General features: G+C 69.6%; 21 protein-coding genes and 2 rRNA genes. 19 read left to right on the top strand and 4 right to left on the bottom strand.

All coding sequences use genetic code 11. From position 1 onward, the window contains the following. Window positions 1–143: 143 nt before the first annotated feature. The 8 genes from argC to argH are packed head-to-tail and all read left to right on the top strand — an operon-like array spanning window position 144 to window position 8569. Window positions 144–1145 carry an N-acetyl-gamma-glutamyl-phosphate reductase gene (gene argC, locus AB0F61_RS22270; RefSeq protein WP_357812598.1) on the top strand — a complete coding sequence of 334 codons (1002 nt, stop codon included), beginning with the start codon at window positions 144–146 and terminating at the stop codon, window positions 1143–1145. Continuing rightward, window positions 1142–2314 carry a bifunctional glutamate N-acetyltransferase/amino-acid acetyltransferase ArgJ gene (gene argJ, locus AB0F61_RS22265; RefSeq protein WP_357812596.1) on the top strand — a complete coding sequence of 391 codons (1173 nt, stop codon included), beginning with the start codon at window positions 1142–1144 and terminating at the stop codon, window positions 2312–2314. The genes argC and argJ overlap by 4 nt, the downstream gene beginning before the upstream one ends. Further along, complete coding sequence (gene argB, locus AB0F61_RS22260) at window positions 2311–3216, top strand: acetylglutamate kinase (RefSeq protein WP_357812594.1); 906 nt, start codon at window positions 2311–2313, stop codon at window positions 3214–3216. Before argJ ends, argB begins: the two co-directional genes overlap by 4 nt. Beyond that, a complete protein-coding gene (locus AB0F61_RS22255; protein WP_357812592.1) occupies window positions 3213–4445 on the top strand; it encodes an acetylornithine transaminase in 1233 nt (410 codons plus the stop codon). The genes argB and AB0F61_RS22255 overlap by 4 nt, the downstream gene beginning before the upstream one ends. Next, a complete protein-coding gene (gene argF / locus AB0F61_RS22250) occupies window positions 4442–5377 on the top strand; it encodes an ornithine carbamoyltransferase (RefSeq protein ID WP_357812590.1) in 936 nt (311 codons plus the stop codon). Before AB0F61_RS22255 ends, argF begins: the two co-directional genes overlap by 4 nt. Then, window positions 5374–5889: an arginine repressor gene (locus AB0F61_RS22245; RefSeq protein ID WP_357812588.1), complete on the top strand. Its 516-nt coding sequence runs from the start codon at window positions 5374–5376 to the stop codon at window positions 5887–5889. The genes argF and AB0F61_RS22245 overlap by 4 nt, the downstream gene beginning before the upstream one ends. Further along, window positions 5886–7097 (top strand): argininosuccinate synthase, encoded by a 1212-nt coding sequence (locus tag AB0F61_RS22240; protein ID WP_357812586.1) that lies wholly within the window; start codon window positions 5886–5888, stop codon window positions 7095–7097. The genes AB0F61_RS22245 and AB0F61_RS22240 overlap by 4 nt, the downstream gene beginning before the upstream one ends. 8 nt (window positions 7098–7105) lie before the next feature. Continuing rightward, window positions 7106–8569: an argininosuccinate lyase gene (gene argH / locus AB0F61_RS22235; RefSeq protein ID WP_357812728.1), complete on the top strand. Its 1464-nt coding sequence runs from the start codon at window positions 7106–7108 to the stop codon at window positions 8567–8569. 49 nt (window positions 8570–8618) lie between these two features. Here the strand turns inward: argH and AB0F61_RS22230 are convergent, their stop codons facing one another. Continuing rightward, window positions 8619–8972 carry an MmcQ/YjbR family DNA-binding protein gene (locus tag AB0F61_RS22230; RefSeq protein ID WP_357812584.1) on the bottom strand — a complete coding sequence of 118 codons (354 nt, stop codon included), beginning with the start codon at window positions 8970–8972 and terminating at the stop codon, window positions 8619–8621. Between the two features lie 90 nt (window positions 8973–9062). Then, entirely contained in the window at window positions 9063–9488 is a 426-nt protein-coding gene (locus tag AB0F61_RS22225; RefSeq protein WP_357812582.1) for a DNA-binding protein, read from the bottom strand. Window positions 9489–9588: 100 nt separating this feature from the next. Here AB0F61_RS22225 and AB0F61_RS22220 point away from each other — a divergent pair, with 100 nt between their 5' ends. The 5 genes from AB0F61_RS22220 to AB0F61_RS22200 all read left to right on the top strand — a co-directional run bounded on the left by AB0F61_RS22220 (window position 9589) and on the right by AB0F61_RS22200 (window position 13611). Beyond that, complete coding sequence (locus tag AB0F61_RS22220; RefSeq protein ID WP_357812580.1) at window positions 9589–10230, top strand: DNA-3-methyladenine glycosylase; 642 nt, start codon at window positions 9589–9591, stop codon at window positions 10228–10230. Window positions 10231–10313: 83 nt separating this feature from the next. After that, window positions 10314–11399, top strand: coding sequence for an exo-alpha-sialidase (locus AB0F61_RS22215; RefSeq protein ID WP_357812578.1), 1086 nt, complete (start codon window positions 10314–10316; stop codon window positions 11397–11399). 2 nt (window positions 11400–11401) lie between these two features. Next, window positions 11402–11677 (top strand): ubiquitin-like small modifier protein 1, encoded by a 276-nt coding sequence (locus tag AB0F61_RS22210; protein WP_357812576.1) that lies wholly within the window; start codon window positions 11402–11404, stop codon window positions 11675–11677. A 159-nt stretch (window positions 11678–11836) separates the two neighbouring features. Beyond that, complete coding sequence (locus AB0F61_RS22205) at window positions 11837–12979, top strand: LLM class flavin-dependent oxidoreductase (RefSeq protein WP_357812573.1); 1143 nt, start codon at window positions 11837–11839, stop codon at window positions 12977–12979. Continuing rightward, window positions 12976–13611 carry an FMN reductase gene (locus AB0F61_RS22200; RefSeq protein WP_357812571.1) on the top strand — a complete coding sequence of 212 codons (636 nt, stop codon included), beginning with the start codon at window positions 12976–12978 and terminating at the stop codon, window positions 13609–13611. The genes AB0F61_RS22205 and AB0F61_RS22200 overlap by 4 nt, the downstream gene beginning before the upstream one ends. On the opposite strand, the gene AB0F61_RS22195 is transcribed toward AB0F61_RS22200, so the two are convergent. Then, entirely contained in the window at window positions 13604–14482 is an 879-nt protein-coding gene (locus tag AB0F61_RS22195) for a universal stress protein (protein ID WP_357812569.1), read from the bottom strand. The two genes, AB0F61_RS22200 and AB0F61_RS22195, sit on opposite strands and share 8 nt — an antisense overlap. Before the next feature lie 141 nt (window positions 14483–14623). On the opposite strand from AB0F61_RS22195, the gene AB0F61_RS22190 reads away from it, so the two are divergent. The 3 genes from AB0F61_RS22190 (at window position 14624) to AB0F61_RS22180 (ending at window position 17260) form a co-directional block, all read left to right on the top strand. Continuing rightward, window positions 14624–15124 (top strand): GNAT family N-acetyltransferase, encoded by a 501-nt coding sequence (locus AB0F61_RS22190; protein WP_357812567.1) that lies wholly within the window; start codon window positions 14624–14626, stop codon window positions 15122–15124. Between the two features lie 9 nt (window positions 15125–15133). Then, entirely contained in the window at window positions 15134–15775 is a 642-nt protein-coding gene (locus AB0F61_RS22185) for a hypothetical protein (protein ID WP_357812565.1), read from the top strand. A gap of 153 nt (window positions 15776–15928) precedes the next feature. Continuing rightward, window positions 15929–17260 (top strand): hemolysin family protein, encoded by a 1332-nt coding sequence (locus tag AB0F61_RS22180; protein ID WP_357812563.1) that lies wholly within the window; start codon window positions 15929–15931, stop codon window positions 17258–17260. A 19-nt stretch (window positions 17261–17279) separates the two neighbouring features. Here the strand turns inward: AB0F61_RS22180 and AB0F61_RS22175 are convergent, their stop codons facing one another. Beyond that, window positions 17280–17687: a PaaI family thioesterase gene (locus AB0F61_RS22175; RefSeq protein ID WP_357812726.1), complete on the bottom strand. Its 408-nt coding sequence runs from the start codon at window positions 17685–17687 to the stop codon at window positions 17280–17282. An 82-nt stretch (window positions 17688–17769) separates the two neighbouring features. Between AB0F61_RS22175 and tyrS the strand changes: the two genes are divergently transcribed. The 3 genes from tyrS to AB0F61_RS22160 all read left to right on the top strand — a co-directional run. Further along, window positions 17770–19062, top strand: coding sequence for a tyrosine--tRNA ligase (gene tyrS / locus AB0F61_RS22170; protein ID WP_357812724.1), 1293 nt, complete (start codon window positions 17770–17772; stop codon window positions 19060–19062). A gap of 646 nt (window positions 19063–19708) precedes the next feature. Beyond that, window positions 19709–21223 (top strand): 16S ribosomal RNA (locus tag AB0F61_RS22165). Window positions 21224–21600: 377 nt separating this feature from the next. After that, window positions 21601–23784: ribosomal RNA gene (locus AB0F61_RS22160) — 23S ribosomal RNA — on the top strand; the annotation flags it as partial.

Below are 23784 nucleotides of genomic sequence, written 5' to 3'. Positions count from 1 at the left end.
CCTCTGCTGGGATCGTCTGGCAGAGGGCACCCAGGGTTTGACCGATGCGGTCCATATGTTCATTAGCATGCACTGCCCTGCATGAACTTGCACTCGTGAGTCGTCCTTGTTAATCTTCGCTGCATAGTCATGCGGAGGTGAGTATGGGGATCCGAGTAGCGGTCGCCGGTGCGAGCGGTTACGCCGGCGGCGAGCTGTTGCGCCTGATCGCCGGGCACCCGGAGTTCGATCTGGTCGCCGCCACCGCGCACAGCCAGGCCGGGCACCGTGTCGACGTGGTGCACCCGCAGCTCACTGGGCTGGACCTGGTGCTCGGCGCGACCGACCCGACCACCCTGGCCGACGCGGACCTGGTCTTCCTGGCCCTGCCCCACGGCGAGTCCGCGGCCCTCGCGGCCCAGCTTCCGGACGAGGTGCGGATCGTCGACCTGGGCGCGGACCACCGCCTCGCCGACCCGTACGCCTGGGCGCAGTACTACGGCGGCACGCACGCCGGGCAGTGGACCTACGGCCTGCCCGAACTGCCCGGCCAGCGGGAGCTGATTGCCGGCTCCACCCGGGTGGCGAACACCGGCTGCTACGCCGCGGCGATCACCCTGGCGCTCGCGCCGCTGATCGCCGACGGCGCGGCCAGCCCCGCCGACGTGGTGGTGGTCGCCGCCTCCGGCACCTCCGGCGCCGGCCGGGCGGCCAAGCCGCACCTACTGGCCAGCGAGGTGCTGGGCGACCTGTCGCCGTACCGGGTGGGCACCCACCAGCACGTCCCGGAGATCAAGCAGGCCACCGGCGCGACCGGCCTGTCGTTCACCCCGGTCCTGGCGCCGATGCCGCGCGGCATCCTGGCGACCGTCACGGCGGTGCCGGCCCGCGGGGTCGACCCGCAGGAGGTGCTGGGGCGCGCGTACGCCGACGCGCCGTTCGTGCACGTGCTGCCGGAGGGCCGCTGGCCGCACACCGCCGCCACTCTCGGCTCGAACTCCTGCCACCTACAGGCCACCGTGGACGTCGACTCGGGTCGGCTGATCGTGCTCAGCGCCCTGGACAACCTGGGTAAGGGCGCGGCCGGCCAGGCCGTGCAGAACGCCAATCTGATGCTCGGCCTGCCGGAGACGACGGGCCTGTCGATCTGGGGGGTCAGCCCGTGACCGTCACCACCCCGCGGGGGTTCCGGGCGGCCGGGGTGGCCGCCGGGCTCAAGACCAACGGTGGCGCGGACATCGCCCTGGTGGTCAACGACGGCCCGGACGCCGGTGTGGCCGGGGTGTTCACCACCAACCGGGTCAAGGCCGCGCCGGTGCTCTGGACGCAGCAGGTCGTGCAGGGTGGTGTGGTTCGCGCCGTGGTGCTCAACTCCGGTGGCGCCAACGCCTGCACCGGGCCGGCCGGCTTCCAGGACACCCATGCCACCGCCGAGCACACCGCCGCCGCGCTCACCTCGGTGAGTCCACGGCTGATCCTCGGTGCCGGTGAGGTCGCGGTCTGCTCCACCGGGTTGATCGGTGAGCGGCTGCCGATGCCGAAGCTGCTGCCGGGCGTCCGCTCGGCGATCCGCGGGCTGTCCCGGGCCGGCGGCCAGGCCGCCGCCGAGGCGATCATGACCACGGACACCCGGCCGAAGACCACTGTGGCTCCGGGGGGCGGCTGGTCGGTCGGCGGCATGGCCAAGGGCGCCGGGATGCTCGCGCCGGGCATGGCCACGATGCTCTGCGTGCTGACCACCGACGCGGTGGCCGGGCCGGCGGCGCTTGACGAGGCGTTGCGCGCGGCGACCCGGGTCACCTTCGACCGGGTCGACTCCGATGGCTGCATGTCCACGAACGACACGGTGTTGCTGCTGTCCAGTGGTGCGAGTGGCATCGAGCCGACCCCGGCCGAGCTGGTCGCCGCCGTGACCCAGGCCTGTCACGATCTGGCCCAGCAGTTGGTGGCCGACGCCGAGGGCGCCACCAAGCAGATCGCCATCGACGTGGTGGGCGCCGCCGACGAGGACGACGCGGTCGAGGTCGGTCGTTCGGTGGCCCGCAACAACCTGGTGAAGACCGCGCTGTTCGGCAACGACCCGAACTGGGGTCGGATCCTCGCCGCGGTCGGCACCACCGCCGCCGCCTTCGACCCGGACCAGGTGGACGTGGCGGTCAACGGGGTGTGGGTGTGCCGGGGTGGCGCCGCCGCCGAGGACCGCTCGAAGGTCGACCTGACCGGGCGGGACGTGACCATCCGGATCGACCTGCACGCGGGCTCGTCCGCCGCGACGATCTGGACCAACGACCTGTCCCACGCGTACGTGCACGAGAACTCGGCGTACTCCTCATGAGTCTCAGCACCGACCTGGCCCGCGCCCAGGTCAAGGCGGAGACGCTGATCGAGGCGCTGCCCTGGCTGGCGCGCTTCTCCGGCTCCACGGTCGTGGTCAAGTACGGCGGCAACGCGATGACCGACAGCGAGTTGCAGCGGGCGTTCGCCGCCGACATGGTGTTCCTGCGCTACGCCGGTCTCAAGCCCGTCGTGGTGCACGGTGGCGGTCCGCAGATCTCCGCCATGCTGGGCCGGCTCGGCATCGCCAGCGAGTTCCGGGGTGGTCTGCGGGTGACCACCGCCGAGGCGATGGACGTGGTCCGGATGGTGCTGGTCGGGCAGGTGGGCCGCGAGCTGGTCGGGCTGATCAACTCGCACGGCCCGTACGCGGTAGGCCTCTCCGGCGAGGACGCGCGGCTGTTCACCGCGGTGCGCCGCCCGGCGTACGTGGACGGGTTGCCGGTCGACGTCGGCCAGGTTGGTGACGTCGAGTCGGTCGACGTGTCGGCGGTGACGGACCTGATCGACGCCGGTCGGATTCCGGTGATCTCCACTGTGGCGCCGGACGCGGACGGGGTGCTGCACAACCTCAACGCGGACACCGCCGCCGCCGCGCTGGCCATCGCGTTGCGGGCCCGCAAGCTCGTCGTGCTCACCGATGTGGCCGGCCTGTACGCGGACTGGCCGGACACCACAAGCCTGGTCTCCGAGATCGTCGCGGACGACCTGGCCAAGCTGCTGCCCAGGCTGGAGTCGGGCATGGTGCCGAAGATGGAGGCCTGTCTGCGGGCGGTGCGTGGGGGAGTGCCCGCCGCGCACGTCGTCGACGGTCGGGTGGCGCACTCCACGTTGTTAGAGGTGTTCACCTCGGAAGGGTTCGGGACGATGGTGGTGCCGGGAGACGGGACGGTCGGGTCATGAGCACGTTGGTGCAGCGCTGGGCGCAGTGCATGATGGGCAACTACAGCACGCCGCCGCTGGCGCTGGTTCGCGGCGCCGGTGCCGTCGTGGTCGACGAGGCCGGCCGGGAATACCTCGACCTGCTCGGTGGCATCGCGGTGAACTCCCTCGGGCACGCCCACCCGGCCGTGGTGGCGGCGGTGTCGAAGCAGGTCGCGACCCTCGGGCACGTCTCCAACCTCTACGCCGCGGAGCCGCCGATCGCCCTGGCGGAGCTGCTGCTGGCGCTCGCCGGCCGGCCCGGCCGGGTCTTCCTGTCCAACTCGGGTGCGGAGGCGAACGAGGCGGCGTTCAAGCTGTCGCGGCAGACCGGGCGCACCCACGTGGTCTCCACCCGGGGCGGCTTCCATGGCCGCACGATGGGTGCCCTCGCCCTGACCGGCCAGCCGGCCAAGGCCGATCCGTTCCGGCCGCTGCCTGGCGAGGTGACCCACATCGACTACGGCGACGTGGCCGCTCTCGAGGCGGCCGTCAGCGACGCCACCGCCATGGTGATCCTGGAGCCGATCCAGGGCGAGAACGGCGTCATCGTCCCGCCGGCCGGCTACCTCGCCGCAGCGCGCCGGATCACCGCCCGGCACGGGGCGCTGCTGGTGCTCGACGAGGTGCAGACCGGCATCGGGCGTACCGGGCACTGGTTCGCGCACCAGGCCGAGGGCGTGGAGCCGGACGTGGTCACGCTGGCCAAGGGGCTCGGTGGCGGGCTGCCCATCGGGGCGACGCTGGCCTTCGGCCGGGCCGCCGACCTGCTCACCCCCGGCTCGCACGGCACCACCTTCGGCGGCAACCCGGTGAGCTGCGCGGCCGCGCTCGCCGTGGTGGCGACCATCGCCAACGAGGGCCTGCTCGACAACGTCAAGCGGGTGGGGGAGCGGCTGCGTCGCGGCATCGAGGCGCTGGGTCACCCGCTGATCGACGGCGTACGCGGCAGCGGCCTGCTGCTCGGCGTGACGCTCACCGCGCCGGTGGCGTCGGTGCTCGCCGAGGCGCTACGGGAGGCCGGCTTCCTGGTCAACCCGGTGCAGCCGGGCGCGCTGCGGTTGGCTCCGCCACTGATCCTCACCGCCGCCCAGGCGGACGCCTTCCTCGCCGCCCTGCCCGCCGCCCTGGACGCGACCTCCCCGGCGGCAGCCGGTACGGAGTTCACGTCACCCACGACCACCACCATCCCCACGGGGACGACCGCATGACCCGGCACTTCCTGCGCGACGACGACCTCTCGCCCGCCGAGCAGTCCACGGTCCTCGACCTGGCCGCGCGGATGAAGGCGGACCGCTTCGGCCACCGGCCGCTGGCGGGCCCCCGTTCGGTGGCGGTGCTCTTCGACAAGCAGAGTCTGCGGACCAGGACCTCGTTCGACGTCGGGATCGCCGAGCTGGGCGGGCACCCGCTGGTCGTGGACACGCAGGTCACCCACTTCGGTCGGGGTGAGTCCCTGGCGGACGCCGGGCGGGTGCTGTCCCGCTACGTCGCGACCATCGTGCTGCGCACCCACGGTGACGAGCGGATCGCCGAGATCGCGGCGGGCGCCACCGTGCCGGTGGTCAACGCGCTCACCGACGGTTTCCACCCGTGTCAGCTGCTGGCCGACCTGCTGACCGTCCGGGAGCGGTGCGGCGGCACGGCCGGCCGCACCCTGGCCTACGTGGGTGACAGCGCGAACAACATGGCGCAGTCGTACCTGCTGGCCGGGGCGCTGGCCGGCATGCACGTGCGGATCGCCGGGCCGGCTGGTTTCGCGCCCGATCCGGCCATCGTGGACCGGGCGGCCCGGATCGCCGCCGAGACCGGCGGGTCGGTGCGGGTGCTGACCGACCCGGTCCAGGCGGTACGCGACGCCGATGTGCTGGCCACCGACACCTGGACGTCGATGGGGCAGGAGTCCGACGGGCTGGACCGGATCACCCCGTTCCTGCCGTACCAGGTCAACAAGGAGCTGCTCGGTCAGGCCGCACCGGACGCGATCGTGCTGCACTGCCTGCCGGCGCACCGTGGTGAGGAGATCACCGACGAGGTGCTCGACGGGCCGCAGAGCGCGGTCTTCGACCAGGCGGAGAACCGGCTGCACGCGCAGAAGGCGTTGCTGACGTTCCTGCTGGGCGCGACGGCGGAGCGACGATGACCGGGCCGCTGACGCGCGCGGCCCGGCATGCCCGGATCGTGGAGCTGATCCGCGACAAGGCGATCCGGTCGCAGACCGAGCTGGCCGACCTGCTCGCCGCCGACGGTGTCGTCGTCACCCAGGCCACCCTCTCGCGGGACCTGGAGGAGTTGGGCGCGGTCAAGGTGCGCGGCGGTGACGGGCCCGCCGTCTACCTGATCCCCGAGGACGGCCAGCGACCGCTGCGCGACGCCGAGGCCGCGCCGGCGCGGCTGGTGCGGTTGCTGCGCGAGCTGCTCAACGGGGTCGACTCCAGCGGCAACATCGCCGTGCTGCGGACCCCGCCGGGCGCAGCCCAGTACCTGGCCAGCGCGCTGGACCGGGCGGGCCTGCCCGAGATCGTCGGCACCACCGCCGGCGACGACACCATCCTCGTGGTGGCCCGCGCGGCCGACGGCGGGGCCGCGCTCGGTGAGAAGCTCGCCGGTTGGGCCCGCCGGGAGGACAACCCCGAAGGGAGCGTTACGCCATGACCGAACGGGTCGTCCTCGCCTACTCCGGGGGATTGGACACCTCCGTCGCCATTCCGTACCTGGCCGAGCAGACCGGGGCCGAGGTGATCGCGGTGGCGGTCGACGTCGGGCAGGGCGGCGAGGACCTCGACGCCATCCGGCAGCGCGCCCTGGACTGCGGCGCCGTCGAGTCCGAGGTGGTCGACGCGCGCGACGAGTTCGCCGCCGACTACTGCCTGCCGGCGATCCGGGCCAACGCCCTCTACATGGACCGTTACCCGCTGGTGTCGGCGCTGTCCCGCCCCCTGATCGTCAAGCACCTGGTGGCGGCGGCGCGCACGCACGGCGGCACGATCGTGTCGCACGGCTGCACCGGCAAGGGCAACGACCAGGTCCGGTTCGAGGTGGGGCTGAACGCCCTCGCCCCCGACCTGAAGATCATCGCGCCGGCCCGGGACTTCGCCTGGACGCGGGACAAGGCGATCGCCTTCGCCGAGGAGAAGGGACTGCCGATCGACGTGTCGGCGAAGTCTCCCTACTCGATCGACCAGAACCTGTGGGGTCGCGCGGTGGAGACCGGCTTCCTGGAGGACATCTGGAACGCCCCCGTCGAGGGCCTGTACTCGTACACCGCCGACCCGGCGCAGGACCGCGACCCCGACGAGGTCGTGATCACCTTCGACGGCGGCGTGCCGGTGGCGATCGACGGTGAGACGGTCACCCCGTACCAGGCGATCCTGGAGCTGAACCGGCGTGCCGGCGCACAGGGCGTCGGTCGGCTCGACATGGTCGAGGACCGCCTCGTGGGCATCAAGAGCCGCGAGGTCTACGAGGCTCCCGGCGCGATCGCGCTGATCACCGCCCATCAGGAGTTGGAGGCGGTGACGGTGGAACGGGACCTGGCCCGGTTCAAGCGGAGCGTGGACCAGCGCTGGGGCGAGCTGGTGTACGACGGCCTGTGGTTCTCGCCGTTGAAGGACGCGCTCGACGCGTTCATCGACGACGCGCAGCGGCAGGTGAGCGGCGAGGTGCGGATGACCCTGCACGGCGGTCGGGCCACCGTCACCGGCCGGCGTTCCGAGGCGAGCCTCTACGACTTCCAGATGGCCACCTACGACACCGGTGACACCTTCGACCAGTCGCTGGCGAAGGGCTTTGTACAGCTCTGGGGCCTTCCGAGCCGGATGGCCGCCGCGCGGGACGCCCGGGTCGGCGGTGCCGGACAGTGACCGACACAATGGGCGACGTGGACGACAAGAGCCTGACCGAGAACAGCGCAGCCACCAACCGGACGAGCCTGTGGGGTGGCCGCTTCGCGGGCGGCCCCGCCGAGGCACTGGCCCGACTGTCGGTGAGCGTGCAGTTCGACTGGCGCCTGGCCCCGTACGACATCGCCGGTTCTCGGGCGCACGCCCGGGTCCTGGCCGGCGCCGGCCTGCTCGACCCCGAGGAGTTGGGTCGGATCCTCGCGGCCCTGGACGACCTGGAGGCCGCGTGCGCCTCGGGGTCCTTCCGCCCCACGGTCGACGACGAGGACGTGCACACCGCGCTTGAGCGCGGTCTGCTGGAGCGCCTCGGCAGCCTCGGTGGCAAGCTGCGCGCGGGCCGGTCCCGCAACGACCAGGTCGCCACGGACCTGCGGCTCTACCTGCGGGACCACGCCCGGGGCGTGGCCAGCCGGCTCGTCGAGCTGGCCGAGGCGTTGGTGGAGCAGGCCGAGCGGCACGTCGACACGGCCGCACCCGGCATGACGCATCTCCAGCACGCCCAGCCGGTCACGTTCGGGCACTGGCTGCTCGCCCACGTGCAGCCGCTGCTGCGGGACCTGGAGCGGTTGCGCGACTGGGACCACCGGGCGGCGGTCAGTCCGCTCGGCGCGGGCGCGCTTGCCGGTTCCGGGCTTCCGCTGGATCCGGTGGCCGTGGCGAAGGAGTTGGGCTTCCGGACGTCGTTCGCCAACTCGATGGACGCCGTCGCCGACCGGGACTTCGTCGCCGAGTTCCTGTTCATCACCGCCATGATCGGGGTGCACCTGTCCCGCCTCGGCGAGGAGGTCGTGCTCTGGACCTCGCACGAGTTCGGGTGGGTGGAGCTGGACGACTCGTTCGCGACCGGTTCGTCGATCATGCCGCAGAAGAAGAACGCGGACATCGCCGAACTGGCCCGTGGCAAGTCCGGCCGGTTGGTCGGCGGCCTGGTGACGGTGCTCACCATGCTCAAGGGCCTGCCGATGACCTACGACCGGGACATGCAGGAGGACAAGGAGCCGGCGTTCGACGCCGTCGACACCCTGGAGCTGCTGCTCCCGGCCCTGGCGGGGATGATCTCCACGATGACGGTCCGGGTGGACCGCCTCGTCGCCGCCGCGCCTGTCGGTTTCTCCCTGGCCACCGAGGTCGCCGACTGGCTGGTCCGGCGTCACGTGCCGTTCCGGGACGCGCACGAGATCACCGGTCGGCTGGTGGCGCTCTGCGCGGCTCGGGAGTGCGAGTTGGAGGACGTCTCCGACGACGACCTGACCACGATCAGCGAGCACCTGGACCCGTCGGTGCGCGACGTGCTCTCCGTCCGGTCGGCCCTCGCGGCCCGGACCACCCCCGGCTCGACCGGCCCCGGCCCGGTGGCCGACCAGCTCGCCATCGCGGCGGACCGGCTCGCCACCTGGCGGGAGTGGGCCGCCGAGCGGGTCGTCCCGCGGTAGACCTCACCGTGGCGTGGCGTCGGCGCGTGCCGCCGGCGCCACCGTCGGTTCAGGCCGTCGGGCGCTCTCGCTTCGGGAGCTTCGCCACCACCATGTCGTACGACGCGTCGACCGCCTCGGTCAGCTCCTCGTCGTCGATCCCGCCGTCCAGGCGCAGCGTGTTCCACCCGGACCGGCCGATGTAGGCCATCACCTGTGCGTCGTCGGGGTGCCGGTGCAGCCACTCGTCGGCGACCTCCCGGGTCTGCCCGCACTTGATGCCGACCGTCGGCTTCCCCGCGCCGCTGCCGAGGAACGCGAAGATCCGGCTGCCCACCTTCACCACCTCGTCGCCCTCCCACGGCCGGTCCAGCCACGCTCCCGGCTTGGCCAGGCAGTACGTCAGCATCTCCGCGCGCTCCATGGGTGCCTCCTCGTCGTGCGCACAGTGTGCCCGCCGCGGGGCCGTTCGACGCGCGCCATGCCGATCCGACAGTCGGCCCGGGGCGCAGGTTCAGGCGCTCTGCTCGGCCGAGCGGGCGGCGACCCGCTCGTAGCGCTGCCGGGCCGCCTGCGCGCTGCCCAGGCCCAGCCCGTACGCGATCGCCTGCCAGGTCAGCCCGCGGTCGCGGGCCAGCGTCAACAGCCCGGCCTCCAGGGCGTCCAGCTCGGCGCGGACGTGGGGCAGCAGGGTCAGCGCGGCGGTGAGGTCGGCGCCGTCGATCGGCTCCTCCGCCGGCTCCCGCTCGGCTCCGCCGGCGGCCAGCGCGGTGACCAGGGCCACCGCCTCCCACGGGTCCAGCACGTACGGGTGGGCCCAGCGGCCACGCTGCGCGCCGGTGCCGGCGTGCCGGCGGCTGATGCGCTCCAGTGCCTCGTGGGTGCGGTGGGCGCGGGCGTGGGCCGGGTGCGGCGCGGTGAACGGGTTGTCCGTCGTCATGTCCCGAGCACACACTATCAACACAGCATTGTCAACAGAATGTTGAAGTCAGGGCTGGATCATGTGTGGTGATCGCCGCTCGGCTGGGTACCGTCGAGCCATGGACCTGTTGCCCGGTGACCCCGCCACCGACGCCGGCCTGGCGGGGCTTGCCGACCTGCTCGCCGGTCCGCTGCTGCCGGCCGCGCGCGGGCTGCTCGGCTGCGAGCTGCACGCGGGCGGCGTTACCGTCCGGATCACCGAGGTCGAGGCGTACGCCGGCATGGCCGGGGACCAGGCCTCGCACGCCCACCGGGGGCGCACCCCGCGCAACGCGGTGATGTTCGGGCCGGCCGGGCATGCGTATGTCTACTTCACCTACGGGATGCACTGGTGCATGAACGTGGTCACCGGCGTCGAGGGGGAGGCTTCCGCCGTCCTGCTGCGCGCCGGGGAGGTCGTCGACGGGCTGGCCGTGGCTCGGGACCGCCGGCCGGCCGTGCGCCGGGACGTGGACCTGGCCCGTGGACCGGCCCGGCTCTGCGCCACGCTCGGCATCGACCGCTCCGCGTACGGCGCGTACCTGCTGGGTGACGGGCCGGTCCGGTTGCGCCCGCCGACGCGGCCGGCGCCGCCGGAGACGGTGGTCGCCGGCCCGCGGGTCGGCGTGACCGGCGCGCACGACCTGCCGTGGCGGTTCTGGCTCGACGGCGACCCGACGGTCAGCGCGTACCGCCGACACGTGCCCCGCACCCGGCGCTGATCCTCCCGGTGTGTGTCACGCGAACGTGTCGGGGGGTGTGTCCATAATCACCGCACCTGCTCACCGACGGTTCGGAGGACATCATGACGACGCTGCTCGCGATCGGCACGGCCAAGGGGTTGTTTCTCGCCACCAGCGCCGACGACCGGCGTAGCTGGGAGATCACCGGGCCGCACTTCCCGATGACCGGGGTGTACGCGGTCGCCGTCGACACCCGGCGGTCCACCCCGCGGTTGCTCGCCGGGATGACCAGCTCGCACTTCGGGCCCAGCGTCGCCACAAGCGACGACCTCGGCGCTTCCTGGGACGAGCCCGACCAGCCGCCTGTCGCGTTTCCGGCCGACACCGGCGTCTCCCTCGGGCGGGTCTGGCAGTTGATGCCGGCCGGTCCCGACCAGCCGGACGTGGTCTGGGCCGGCACTGAGCCGTCCGCGCTGTTCCGGTCCACCGACGGGGGCCGCAGTTTCGAGCTGGTCCGCTCCCTCTGGGACCATCCGCACCGCCCGCAGTGGGAGGCCGGTTTCGGCGGCCAGGCCGTGCACACCGTGCTGCCGCACCCGCGTGACCCGGCCCGGCTGCTGGTCGCCATGTCCACAGGTGGCGTCTACCGCTCGGAGGACGCCGGGGCGAGCTGGGCGCCGGGCAACACCGGCATCCGCGCCTACTTCATGCCCGACGAGTGGCCGGAGTTCGGCCAGTGCGTGCACAAGGTCGCCCGGGACGCCGGCAACCCCGAGCGGCTCTACGCGCAGAACCACCACGGCGTCTACCGTTCCGACGACGACGGGCGCACCTGGTCCTCGATCGCCGACGGGCTGCCCAGCGACTTCGGCTTCCCGATGGTGGCCCACCCGGGGCGGGGCGGCGTGGTGTGGACCTTCCCGTTGGTGGCTGACAGCGAACGGTTCCCGACCGACCACCGCTGCCGGGTGTTCCGCTCCGCCGACGCCGGCGGCAAGTGGGAGCCGCTGTCGGTGGGGCTGCCCGAGGGGCCGTTCTACCCGGCGGTGCTGCGCGACGCGATGTGCGCCGACGACGCCACCCCCGGTGGGGTCTACTTCGGCACCCGCTCCGGCTCGGTCTACGCCAGCCGCGACGAGGGCGACTCGTGGTCCCTGGTGGCGGCACACCTGCCGGACGTGCTCTGCGTTCGGGCTGCGGCGGTCTGAGCATGGTCACCGTGCTGTTGCCCGGCCCGCTGCGGGGTGAGGCCGGCGGGGCCAGTCGGCTGAGTGTCACCGCCGCCGGGACGCTGCGGGCGGTCCTCGACGAGGTGGCCGTCGCGCATCCGCGGCTGTCCCGGCGCATCCGTGACGAGCGCGGCGAGCTGCGCCGTTACGTGAACGTCTTCGTCGACGGTGAGGATTGCCGGCACTCCGGCGGTCTGGCCACCCCGGTCCGCGACGACGCCGAGGTGCAGGTGTTGCCCTCGGTGGCGGGGGGTTGACCCGACCGTAAGGGCCGTCATCGCCACAGATGTCCGTTGCCTGGAGTGACCCGCGCCACCCCGAGACGTGCCGCCTTCGGAATAGTTGCGTCGTCAAATAAGTTGAGAGCTGCGTCCGGGTACCACGACGGCACCCGGTTGACACGCGAGGAGCTGGTCATGCAGTTCGGAGTCTTCACCGTCGGCGACGTCACTGTCGACCCGACCACCGGGCGGGAGCCGACCGAGCATGAGCGGATCAAGGCCATGGTCGCCATCGCGCTCAAGGCCGAAGAGGTCGGTCTGGACGTCTTCGCCGCGGGCGAGCACCACAACCCGCCGTTCGTGCCCTCGTCACCGACCACCATGCTCGGCCACATCGCGGCGCGTACCGAGCGGCTGCTGCTGTCCACCGCGACCACGCTGATCACCACGAACGACCCGGTGAAGATCGCCGAGGACTACGCGATGCTCCAGCACCTGTCCGACGGCCGGGTGGACCTGATGATGGGCCGCGGCAACACCGGCCCCGTCTACCCGTGGTTCGGCAAGGACATCCGCGCCGGCCTCCCCCTCGCCATCGAGAACTACGACCTGCTGCACCGGCTGTGGCGCGAGGACGTGGTCGACTGGAAGGGCAAGTACCGCACCCCGTTGCAGTCGTTCACCTCGACGCCGCGCCCGCTCGACGGTGTGCCCCCGTTCGTCTGGCACGGCTCGATCCGCAGCCCGGAGATCGCCGAGCAGGCCGCCTACTACGGTGACGGCTTCTTCGCCAACCACATCTTCTGGCCCAAGGAGCACACCCAGCGGATGGTCGCGCTCTACCGCCAGCGCTACGCGCACTACGGCCACGGCAGCGCCGACCAGGCCATCGTCGGCCTCGGCGGGCAGGTGTTCATGCGCCGCAACTCCCAGGACGCGGTCCGCGAGTTCCGGCCGTACTTCGACAACGCCCCGGTCTACGGGCACGGGCCGTCGCTGGAGGAGTTCACCCGGGAGACGCCGCTGACCGTGGGCAGCCCGCAGCAGGTCATCGACCGTACGCTCGGCTTCCGCGAGTACGTCGGCGACTACCAGCGGCAGCTGTTCCTGATGGACCACGCGGGGTTGCCGCTGAAGACCGTGCTGGAGCAGCTCGACCTGCTCGGCGAGGAGGTCGTGCCGGTCCTGCGCAAGGAGTTCGCCGCGTTGCGCCCCGCGCACGTGCCGGACGCGCCGACGCACGCCTCCCTGGTCGCCGCCGCCGGCGGCGGCAAGGACAGCACCGTGCACGCCGTGGACGACGTGACGGGCAAGGCACCGGAGGAGGCGACCCGATGACCCACCGCACCCTGGCCGTGGTCTCGGCGGGGCTGAGTCAGCCCTCGTCGACCCGGCTGCTCGCCGACCAACTCGCCGCGGCCACCCGCGACGAGTTGGTGCGGCGCGGCTCCGAGGTGGAGTTGCACGTCGTCGACCTGCGCGAATATGCCCACGACGTGGTCAACAACATGCTCACCGGGTTTCCGCCGACGGCGCTGCGCGAGGTCATCGACGCGGTGACCGGGGCGGACGGACTCATCGCCGTCACCCCGATCTTCAGCGCCTCGTACAACGGGCTGTTCAAGTCGTTCTTCGACGTGTTGGATTCCGCGTCACTCGTCGACCGGCCGGTGCTCATCGGCGCGACCGGCGGCACCGCTCGCCACTCACTGGCACTGGAGCACGCCGTCCGCCCGATGTTCGCGTACCTGCGGGCGGTGGTGGTGCCGACAGCGGTCTTCGCCGCTCCGGAGGACTGGTCCGACGGCACCGCCGACGGCGCGTTGCGCGGCCGGATCCTGCGCGCCGCCGGTGAACTGGCCGACCAGATCGAGCGTCGGCCGCCGACCGGCGGCCCCGCCGACCCGTTCGCCCTCACCACCGACTTCCTGCACCTGCTCGACGGAGGCGACGGCGCGCCGGTCAGGTGACCGGGTGGGCGACCAGCACCGGGCAGTGCGCGTGCTGGATCGCCGCCTGGCTGACCGAGCCGAGCAGCAGACCAGCGAACCCGGCCCGACCCCGGGTGCCCACGACCAGCAGCGACGCCATGCCGCTGGCCTCGATGAGGCCCTGGGCCGGGCCGGCCGCCCGGACCGGATGCTCCCGCACCACCAGGTCGGGGTGCTCGGCGCGGACGGCGGTGGACGCCTCGGCCAGCAGCCGCACCGCCTCGGCCTGGTACGCGGCCCGCGACTCCTCGATCTCCTCCGGCACCGCCCGGCCCTCGTCCGCCGGGCCGACGTGCACAAGCACCAGCGGCACGTCCCGCAGGGCTGCCTCGTCGGCGCCGTAGCCGGTGGCGAGCCGGGACGACTCGGACCCGTCGACGCCGACGAGCACCGGCGCGTCCACCGGGATCTGCTGCTCGTCGGGGCGGACCACCAGCACCGGGCAGTGCGCGTGCGCGGCCACCTGCGTGCCGACCGAGCCGAGCAGCAGCCCGGCGAAGCCGCCCAGCCCTCGACTGCCCACCACGACAAGCTCCGCCCGGCGGGACTCCTCGACCAGCGTGATGCCGGGGCCGCCGGCGACCTGGCGCACCTCGACGACCAGGCCGGGCCACCTGTCGGCCAGGTCGGCCGCCGTGCGTTCCAACATCCGCTGCGCCTCCTCGGAGGGCACCGGCACCCCGATGTCGTACGGGTTGACCGGCACGCCGTAGCCGAGGGGGTGCAGGTAGCCGTGCAGCAGGAGCAGCGGCCGGGACCGGAGCACGGCGGCGCGGGCCGCGTGCTCCGCGGCGACGAGGCTGGACGACGATCCGTCCACGCCCACCACGACGGGTCGATCCATCGGCACTCCCTTCCTCGGTGCGCTGTCCCAGTCATCTTGCTGCCTTCGGGCGGCCGGCCCGAGGCGGAACGCCCGACGGCGGCGAACGGATCTCGCCCGCGGGGCCGCCGGGCCCACCCCGTCACACCCGCTGCGTACTCTCGCCGGATGACGTCTGATCTGCGGCTGCGCCCGGTCCTGGAGGACGACCTCGTCGAGTTCTTCCTGCACCAGCAGGATCCGGAGGCCAACCGGATGGCGGCGTTCGTCGCCAAGGACCCGTCCGACCATCGGGAGTTCGCCCGGCACTGGGCCCGGGTGCTCACCGACCCGGCGAACCTGGTCCGCACCATCGAGGTCGACGGCGAGGTGGTCGGCTATGTGAGCGCCTTCCCCGCCGAGGGCAAGACCGAGGTCAGCTACTGGATCGACCCGGCACGCTGGGGCCGCGGGCACGCCACGGCGGCGCTTGCCGCGCTGCTGCGCGAGCTGCCCCGACCGGTGCACGCCCGCGCCGTCAAGGACAACGCCGCGTCCCTCGCGGTGCTGCGCAAGTGCGGGTTCGTGGTGGTCGGCGAGGACTCGGGGTACGCCAACGGCCGCGGCGAAGACGTCGAGGAGTGGCTGCTGGAGCTGCCCGCCGATGCCCCTGACCTGGGCGGGCACTAGTCTCGCGGGGTGAACTGGTTGGATCTGGTCGGCTGGGCCGGCTCCGCGGTGCTGGTGTGGTCCCTGTTGCAGTCGCGCGTCCTGCGGCTGCGCGCGCTCAACCTCGTCGGCAGCGTCGTGCTGATCGGCTACAACGCCGCCATCGAGGTCTGGCCCATGGTCGGGCTCAACGTCGTGCTCGCGGCGATCAACATCTGGTACCTGCGCGGGATGCTCGCCACCCGGCACGACGAGCAGACCTACCAGGTGGTGGAGGTCGGCGTCGGCGACCAGTTCCTCGCGCACACGCTGCGGGTGCACGCCGCGGACATCGCCCGGTTCAACCCCGACTTCCACTGGGACCCGGACGCGTCCGGGCGATCCGCCTTCCTGGTGGTCACGGCCGACGAGGTGGTGGGCGTGGTGCTGTCGCACGCCGAGGCGCGCGACGTCGCCCAGATCGACCTGGACTACGTGACCCCCAGGTTCCGCGACTTCACCCCTGGCGAGTTCGTCTACCGACGCAGCCACCTGTTCACCGAACGAGGCTTCCGCCGGGTGGTCAGCCCGCCGCGGATGGTCGCCCCCTACTACCACCGGCTCGGCTTCCGCCCGGAGGGCGACTCGTACGTCCTCGATCTGCCGGCGACCCCGGCCGGCGACCCGGCGTAGCGTCACCGGCGGCCGATCCGGCGTAGCCTCACCCGGTCAGGATTCGGCGGGCGCCGGACGGGGCAAACACACGCCTACGCCGGGCGGGCTCGCCGACCGGCGGGTGCCGGGCGTGCTGGCCGGTGCCACCACCGCAGAGGGAGCGAACCGGGCGTGCAGAGCTACGGGAGCCAACTGGCCCTGGTCGGAATCCTGGTCGTGATCAACGCGCTCTTCGCCGGCAGCGAGATGGCGCTGGTGTCGCTGCGGGACAGCCAGATCCAGCGGTTGGAGCGCACCAGCCGGGCCGGGCGCGTGCTGGCCCGACTCGCCAAGGACCCGAACCGCTTCCTGGCCACCATCCAGATCGGCATCACCCTCGCCGGCTTCCTGGCCTCCGCCGCCGCGGCGGTCTCGCTGGCCAAGCCGCTCGTCCCGCTGCTCGGGGTGTTCGGCGGCGCGGCCGAGACGGTGGCCATCGTCGTGGTCACCCTCGCGCTGACCTTCGTCACCCTGGTCTTCGGCGAGCTGGCCCCCAAGCGGATCGCCATGCAGTCCGCCGAGCGGTGGGCGCTGCTGGTGGCCCGCCCCCTCGATCTGCTCGCCAGCTTCACCCGGCCGGCGGTCTGGGCGCTCGGCGCCACCAGCGACGTGGTGGTCCGCCTGGTCGGGCTCAACCCGAAACACCAGCCGGAGGAGATCGGCCCGGACGAGCTGCGCGACATCGTCGCCGGCAACCACGGCTTCACCAAGGAGCAGCGCACCATCATCGCCGGCGCCGTGGAGATCGCCGACCGGCGGCTGCGGGCTGTCCTCGTACCCCGGTTGCAGGTCTTCACGCTCGACAGCGGGACCACCGCGGAGGCCGCGCGGCTCGTGCTGGCCGCCACCGGGCACTCCCGGGCGCCGGTCGTGCGCCACGGCGGCCTGGACGACACGGCCGGCGTGATCCACCTGCGCGACCTGGTGGGGGTGCCCGACGACCGCCCGGTCGACGAGATCGCGCGCCCCCCGATGCTGCTGCCCGACTCGCTGCCGGTGGTGGACGCGCTGCGCCAGTTCAAGGCCGAGCGGCAGCACATCGCACTCGTCGTGGACGAGCGCGGCGCCGTCGACGGCATCGTCACGCTGGAAGACATCCTGGAGGAGATCGTCGGTGAGATCTACGACGAGACCGACCGGGACGTGGGTTCGGTGCGCCGCGACCCCGACGGCGCGCTGCTGCTGCCCGGCACCTTCCCGGTGCACGACCTGCCGGACATCGGCGTCGAGCTGCCGTCGCGCCCGGACGGCGACTACACCACTGTCGCCGGGCTGGTGCTGGCCCGACTCGGGCACATCCCCACGGTGGCCGGCGAGGACGTGACCCTGGACGGCTGGGTGCTGATGGTGGCCGGCATCGACCACCGGGCGATCACCGAGGTACGGGTCAGTCGCGTACCCGATGACACCGACTCCGACGCGGATCTGACCTCGGAGCCGGTGCTGGACGAGGCCCGGAGCTGAACCGTCCGGGTGCCGCCGCTCAGTCGCGCGACAGGTTCTGCAGCCGGACCTGACCGCGGGCGACCAGCCGCTCGTCGGCATCGGTGATCTCCACCTGCCAGAGCTGCTGGCTACGACCCCGGTGCACCGGCGTGCCGACCGCGGTCAGCTCCCCGTCCCGGACGGCCCGCAGGAAATCGGTCTGGTTCGACACGCCGACCACCGTGCCCCGGTCGCCCAGCCAGAGAGAGCCACCCACGCTGGCCGCGGTCTCCACGACCGAGCAGTACACCCCGCCGTGCTGGATGCCGAACGGCTGGTGCAGCTCCGGGCGGACCTGCCAGCGGATGACCACCCGGTCGGCGGTCGCCTCCTCGAACGTCAGGCCGAGCAGGGCGACGAAACCACCAGTCAGATCCGGCATCTCCACGGCAAACCCCTCCTCGATCAACGGGGCGCAAGCCTAACCGGGGCGGGTTGCGGCAAACCCGGTACGGGTTGGTGCCGGCGATGGGGGAGAATCGGTGACCGTGACCGACAGCAGCCCCCCGCCGTCCGGGCGGGACTCCCTGACCGACGACCTGCTCTGGCGTGGCCTCATCCAGGACTCGACCGGCCTCGACGAGCTGCGCGAGCTGCTCGACGGTGGGACGGCAGCCACCTATTACGTGGGTTTCGACCCCACCGCCCCGAGCCTGCACGTCGGCAACCTCATGCAGGTCCTCATGGCCCGCCGGCTGCAACTCGCCGGCCACCGCCCGTTGCTGCTGGTCGGTGGGGCCACCGGGCAGATCGGTGACCCGAAGGAGAGCGCCGAACGGACGCTCAACCCACTCGACGTGATCGCCGGTTGGGTCGAGCGGATCCGCGAGCAGCTCGCGCCCTTCGTGTCGTACACCGGCGACAACGCGGCGCAGTTGGTGAACAACCTGGACTGGACCGGCGAGATGTCGATCGTCGAGTTCCTCCGCGACGTGGGCAAACACTTCCCGGTGAACAAGATGCTGGCGCGGGAGGTGGTGCGGGCCCGCCTGGAGACCGGCATCAGCTACACCGAGTTCAGCTACCAACTGCTCCAGGCCAACGACTTCTTCGAGCTGCACCGCCGGCACGGCTGTCAACTCCAGTTCGGCGGCTCCGACCAGTGGGGCAACATCACCGCCGGCGTCGACTACGTCCGCCGGCGGGGCGCGGGGCCGGTGCAGGCGTTCACCACGCCCCTGGTGACCAAGGCCGACGGTACGAAGTTCGGCAAGAGCGAGGGCGGCGCCGTCTGGCTCGACCCGACGATGACCAGCCCGTACGCGTTCTACCAGTTCTGGCTCAACGTCGACGACCGGGAGGTGGACCGCTACCTGCGCTACTTCAGCTTCCGTACCCGCGACGAGTTGGAGGAGCTGGCGAAGGCGACGGCCGAGCGGCCGGCGGCCCGCCTGGCGCAGCGCGCGCTCGCCGAGGAGCTGACCACCCTGGTGCACGGCCCGGACGAGGCTCGACAGGCGATCGCCGCCAGTCAGGCCCTCTTCGGGCGCGGGTCGCTTGACGACCTGGCCCCGGAGACGCTGCGCGCGGCGCTGACCGAGGCCGGGCTGGTGCGTCTCACCGGCGAGTTGCCGGATGTGGCGGGGTTGTTGCGGGACTCCGGGCTCGTCAGTGGCCTCAAGGAGGCTCGCCGGGTGATCGCCGAGGGTGGCGCCTACGTCAACAACAACCGGGTGACCGAGGTGGACGCCGCGGTGTCGCCGGCCGACCTGCTGCACGGGCGATACCTGGTACTGCGTCGCGGCAAGCGTTCGTTCGCGGGCGTTGAACTGGGCGAATAGTCGACTGTCGACGATGTGACGGGGGACGCGTCCGGCGGATTTGACGATCATCGGGCCGGACGCGTAACTTTCTCTCTGTCAGCGCGGAACGGACGAAACAGGCGAAAGTCTGAGGCGGCCGGAGCGCGGGAATGACCGCCGGGTCGGAGGAGTTGTACTCCTCGGGACCGGTACCGGGTGGTGCCCCCAAGGTTCGCCGCGAGGCGGATTTGGTGCGGCGGAACCGACCGGGTAAGGTTAACAACCGGCAGGGCACCGGGCGAGCTTGCGGGAAACCGCAGCGGCCGGCCTGCAAAATCCGTGACGAGAGCGGCGCAAGCCGGTCGAGACATGGTGCCCGCATTACCGGATGAAGCACGACGAACCGCGAAACACCGGTTTGACACGGCGGAAACGAGCGGGTAACGTAGTAAAAGTGCCTGGCGCTGGAAAGCGCTAAGGGACGCGAACGAAAAGCCCCGGTTGGGGTTCCACTGAGGTGGGGCTTCTGGTCGGTGTGTGGTTGTTCTTTGAGAACTCAACAGGGTGCTTGTAAAGCCAGTGCCAATTATGATTTATACCCCGGACTGGTCAGGCTTTTGTCTGGCTGGTTGGGATTCCTTTGGCAACATTTGTTTGTTGTCAGGATGCTGTTCAACATAGTTTTTTGTTGGAGAGTTTGATCCTGGCTCAGGACGAACGCTGGCGGCGTGCTTAACACATGCAAGTCGAGCGGAAAGGCCCTTCGGGGTACTCGAGCGGCGAACGGGTGAGTAACACGTGAGCAACCTGCCCCAAGCTTTGGGATAACCCCGGGAAACCGGGGCTAATACCGAATAGGACTTCCGGCCGCATGGCTGGGGGTGGAAAGTTTTTCGGCTTGGGATGGGCTCGCGGCCTATCAGCTTGTTGGTGGGGTGATGGCCTACCAAGGCGACGACGGGTAGCCGGCCTGAGAGGGCGACCGGCCACACTGGGACTGAGACACGGCCCAGACTCCTACGGGAGGCAGCAGTGGGGAATATTGCACAATGGGCGGAAGCCTGATGCAGCGACGCCGCGTGAGGGATGACGGCCTTCGGGTTGTAAACCTCTTTCAGCAGGGACGAAGCGAGAGTGACGGTACCTGCAGAAGAAGCACCGGCCAACTACGTGCCAGCAGCCGCGGTAAGACGTAGGGTGCGAGCGTTGTCCGGATTTATTGGGCGTAAAGAGCTCGTAGGCGGCTTGTCGCGTCGACCGTGAAAACTTGGGGCTCAACCCCAAGCCTGCGGTCGATACGGGCAGGCTAGAGTTCGGTAGGGGAGACTGGAATTCCTGGTGTAGCGGTGAAATGCGCAGATATCAGGAGGAACACCGGTGGCGAAGGCGGGTCTCTGGGCCGATACTGACGCTGAGGAGCGAAAGCGTGGGGAGCGAACAGGATTAGATACCCTGGTAGTCCACGCTGTAAACGTTGGGCGCTAGGTGTGGGGGGCCTCTCCGGTTTCCTGTGCCGCAGCTAACGCATTAAGCGCCCCGCCTGGGGAGTACGGCCGCAAGGCTAAAACTCAAAGGAATTGACGGGGGCCCGCACAAGCGGCGGAGCATGCGGATTAATTCGATGCAACGCGAAGAACCTTACCTGGGTTTGACATGGCCGCAAAACCTCCAGAGATGGGGGGTCCTTCGGGGGCGGTCACAGGTGGTGCATGGCTGTCGTCAGCTCGTGTCGTGAGATGTTGGGTTAAGTCCCGCAACGAGCGCAACCCTCGTTCGATGTTGCCAGCGCGTTATGGCGGGGACTCATCGAAGACTGCCGGGGTCAACTCGGAGGAAGGTGGGGATGACGTCAAGTCATCATGCCCCTTATGTCCAGGGCTTCACGCATGCTACAATGGCCGGTACAATGGGCTGCGATACCGTGAGGTGGAGCGAATCCCAAAAAGCCGGTCTCAGTTCGGATCGGGGTCTGCAACTCGACCCCGTGAAGTCGGAGTCGCTAGTAATCGCAGATCAGCAACGCTGCGGTGAATACGTTCCCGGGCCTTGTACACACCGCCCGTCACGTCACGAAAGTCGGCAACACCCGAAGCCGGTGGCCCAACCCTTGTGGAGGGAGCCGTCGAAGGTGGGGCTGGCGATTGGGACGAAGTCGTAACAAGGTAGCCGTACCGGAAGGTGCGGCTGGATCACCTCCTTTCTAAGGAGCACCTTCACCCGAAAGGGTGCAAGGAGCCCGCGACCTACGAATGTTGGGTCGGGGTGCTCAGATGGCGGAGACACTGGCAAGTTTTCCCTCGGCAACGGCCGGGTTCCTTCTAGTACAGCCGCTTTTGGGTGGTGGGAACGAAGTCCCTGGTGCGGCTGAGGAAGAATGTAAGCACCCTGTTGGGTCCTGAAAGAACAACCATCGTGTTGTTGTTTCAGAGCCTTGAGTGTGGCGTGAGCGTCGCACGAGGTTGCCAGGCATGGCCTGGCCTCACATACCGCCAACTGTTGTTGGGTTTGGTGTGGGGCGGATCGGGTTGTGGGTTGGTCGTTTGTTGAGAATTGCACAGTGGACGCGAGCATCTTTGTGGTCAAGTTGTCAAGGGCGAACGGTGAATGCCTTGGCACCAGGAGCCGATGAAGGACGTGGGAGGCCGCGATAGGCCTGGGGGAGCTGTCAACCAAGCTGTGATCCCAGGGTGTCCGAATGGGGAAACCTGGCACCAGTCATGTGGTGTCACCCACACCTGAACACATAGGGTGTGTGGAGGGAACGCGGGGAAGTGAAACATCTCAGTACCCGCAGGAAGAGAAAACAATTTAGTGATTCCGTGAGTAGTGGCGAGCGAAAGCGGATCGAGGCTAAACCGGCTGCGTGTGATACCTGTCAGGGGTTGCGTGGTCGGGGTTGTGGGACCCCGCTGAGTGTACTGACATGCACTCGAGGAGTTACAAAGTCAGTGGCTAGTCGAACAGTCTGGAATGGCTGACCGTAGACGGTGAGAGTCCGGTAGGTGAAAGTTGCTGACCTTCTGTGGGTGTTCCCGAGTAGCGGCGGACCCCTGAAATCTGCCGTGAATCTGCCAGGACCACCTGGTAAGCCTAAATACTTCCTGGTGACCGATAGCGGACAAGTACCGTGAGGGAATGGTGAAAAGTACCCCGGGAGGGGAGTGAAATAGTACCTGAAACCGTTCGCCTACAATCCGTCGGAGCCTTGCGGGGTGACGGCGTGCCTTTTGAAGAATGAGCCTGCGAGTTAGTGGCATGTGGCGAGGTTAACCCGTGTGGGGGAGCCGTAGCGAAAGCGAGTCTGAATAGGGCGATTCAGTCGCGTGTCCTAGACCCGAAGCGGAGTGATCTAGCCATGGGCAGGCTGAAGCGCGGGTAAGACCGCGTGGAGGGCCGAACCCACCAATGTTGAAAAATTGGGGGATGACCTGTGGTTAGGGGTGAAAGGCCAATCAAACTCCGTGATAGCTGGTTCTCCCCGAAATGCATTTAGGTGCAGCGTCGCGTGTTTCTTGCCGGAGGTAGAGCACTGGATGGTCTAGGGGGCCCACAAGCTTACCGAAATCAGCCAAACTCCGAATGCCGGTAAGTGAGAGCGCGGCAGTGAGACTGCGGGGGATAAGCTTCGTAGTCGAGAGGGAAACAGCCCAGATCACCAGCTAAGGCCCCTAAGCGTGTGCTAAGTGGAAAAGGATGTGGGGTCGCATAGACAACCAGGAGGTTGGCTTAGAAGCAGCCACCCTTTAAAGAGTGCGTAATAGCTCACTGGTCAAGTGGTTCCGCGCCGACAATGTAGCGGGGCTCAAGCACACCGCCGAAGCTGTGGCATTCACATTTTATCCTCGCTTGGACTTGATTCCTTGTGCAGGTGTGTGGATGGGTAGGGGAGCGTCGTGCCGCGAGTGAAGCAGCGGGGTGACCCAGTTGTGGACGCGGCACGAGTGAGAATGCAGGCATGAGTAGCGAAAGAAGGGTGAGAAACCCTTCCGCCGGATGACCAAGGGTTCCAGGGCCAGGCTAATCCGCCCTGGGTGAGTCGGGACCTAAGGCGAGGCCGAGAGGCGTAGTCGATGGACAACGGGTTGATATTCCCGTACCCGCGAAAGAGCGTCCCTGACGAACCTCGTTGTGCTAACCACCCGAACTTGGTGAGGTCTTCGGACTGAGCTGAGGGAGCGTGGGAACCTGATGGGTAGTAGTCAAGCGATGGGGTGACGCAGGAAGGTAGCTGAGCCCGGCCGGTGGTTGTGCCGGGGTAAGCGTGTAGGCCGTGTTGTAGGCAAATCCGCAACACATGAAGGCTGAGACGTGATGCCGAGCCGATTCAGGTGAAGTCAGTGATCCTATGCTGCCGAGAAAAGCCTCTAGCGAGTTCTTAGCGGCCCGTACCCCAAACCGACACAGGTGGTCAGGTAGAGAATACCGAGGCGATCGGGCGAACTGTGGTTAAGGAACTCGGCAAATTGCCCCCGTAACTTAGGGAGAAGGGGGGCCGGAGACGTGAAGCCCCGCGCGGGTGGAGCGTTGTATGGCCGCAGAGAGCAGGGGGAAGCGACTGTTTACTAAAAACACAGGTCCATGCGAAGAAGTAATTCGATGTATATGGACTGACGCCTGCCCGGTGCTGGAACGTTAAGGGGACCTGTTAGCTCTTCGGGGCGAAGCGGAGAACTTAAGCGCCAGTAAACGGCGGTGGTAACTATAACCATCCTAAGGTAGCGAAATTCCTTGTCGGGTAAGTTCCGACCTGCACGAATGGCG

It is taken from the genome of Micromonospora sp. NPDC023888 (genome assembly GCF_040639415.1).
In the GTDB taxonomy this organism is placed as follows: Bacteria; Actinomycetota; Actinomycetes; order Mycobacteriales; family Micromonosporaceae; genus Micromonospora.
This window is presented reverse-complemented; position numbering and strand designations above follow the sequence as displayed.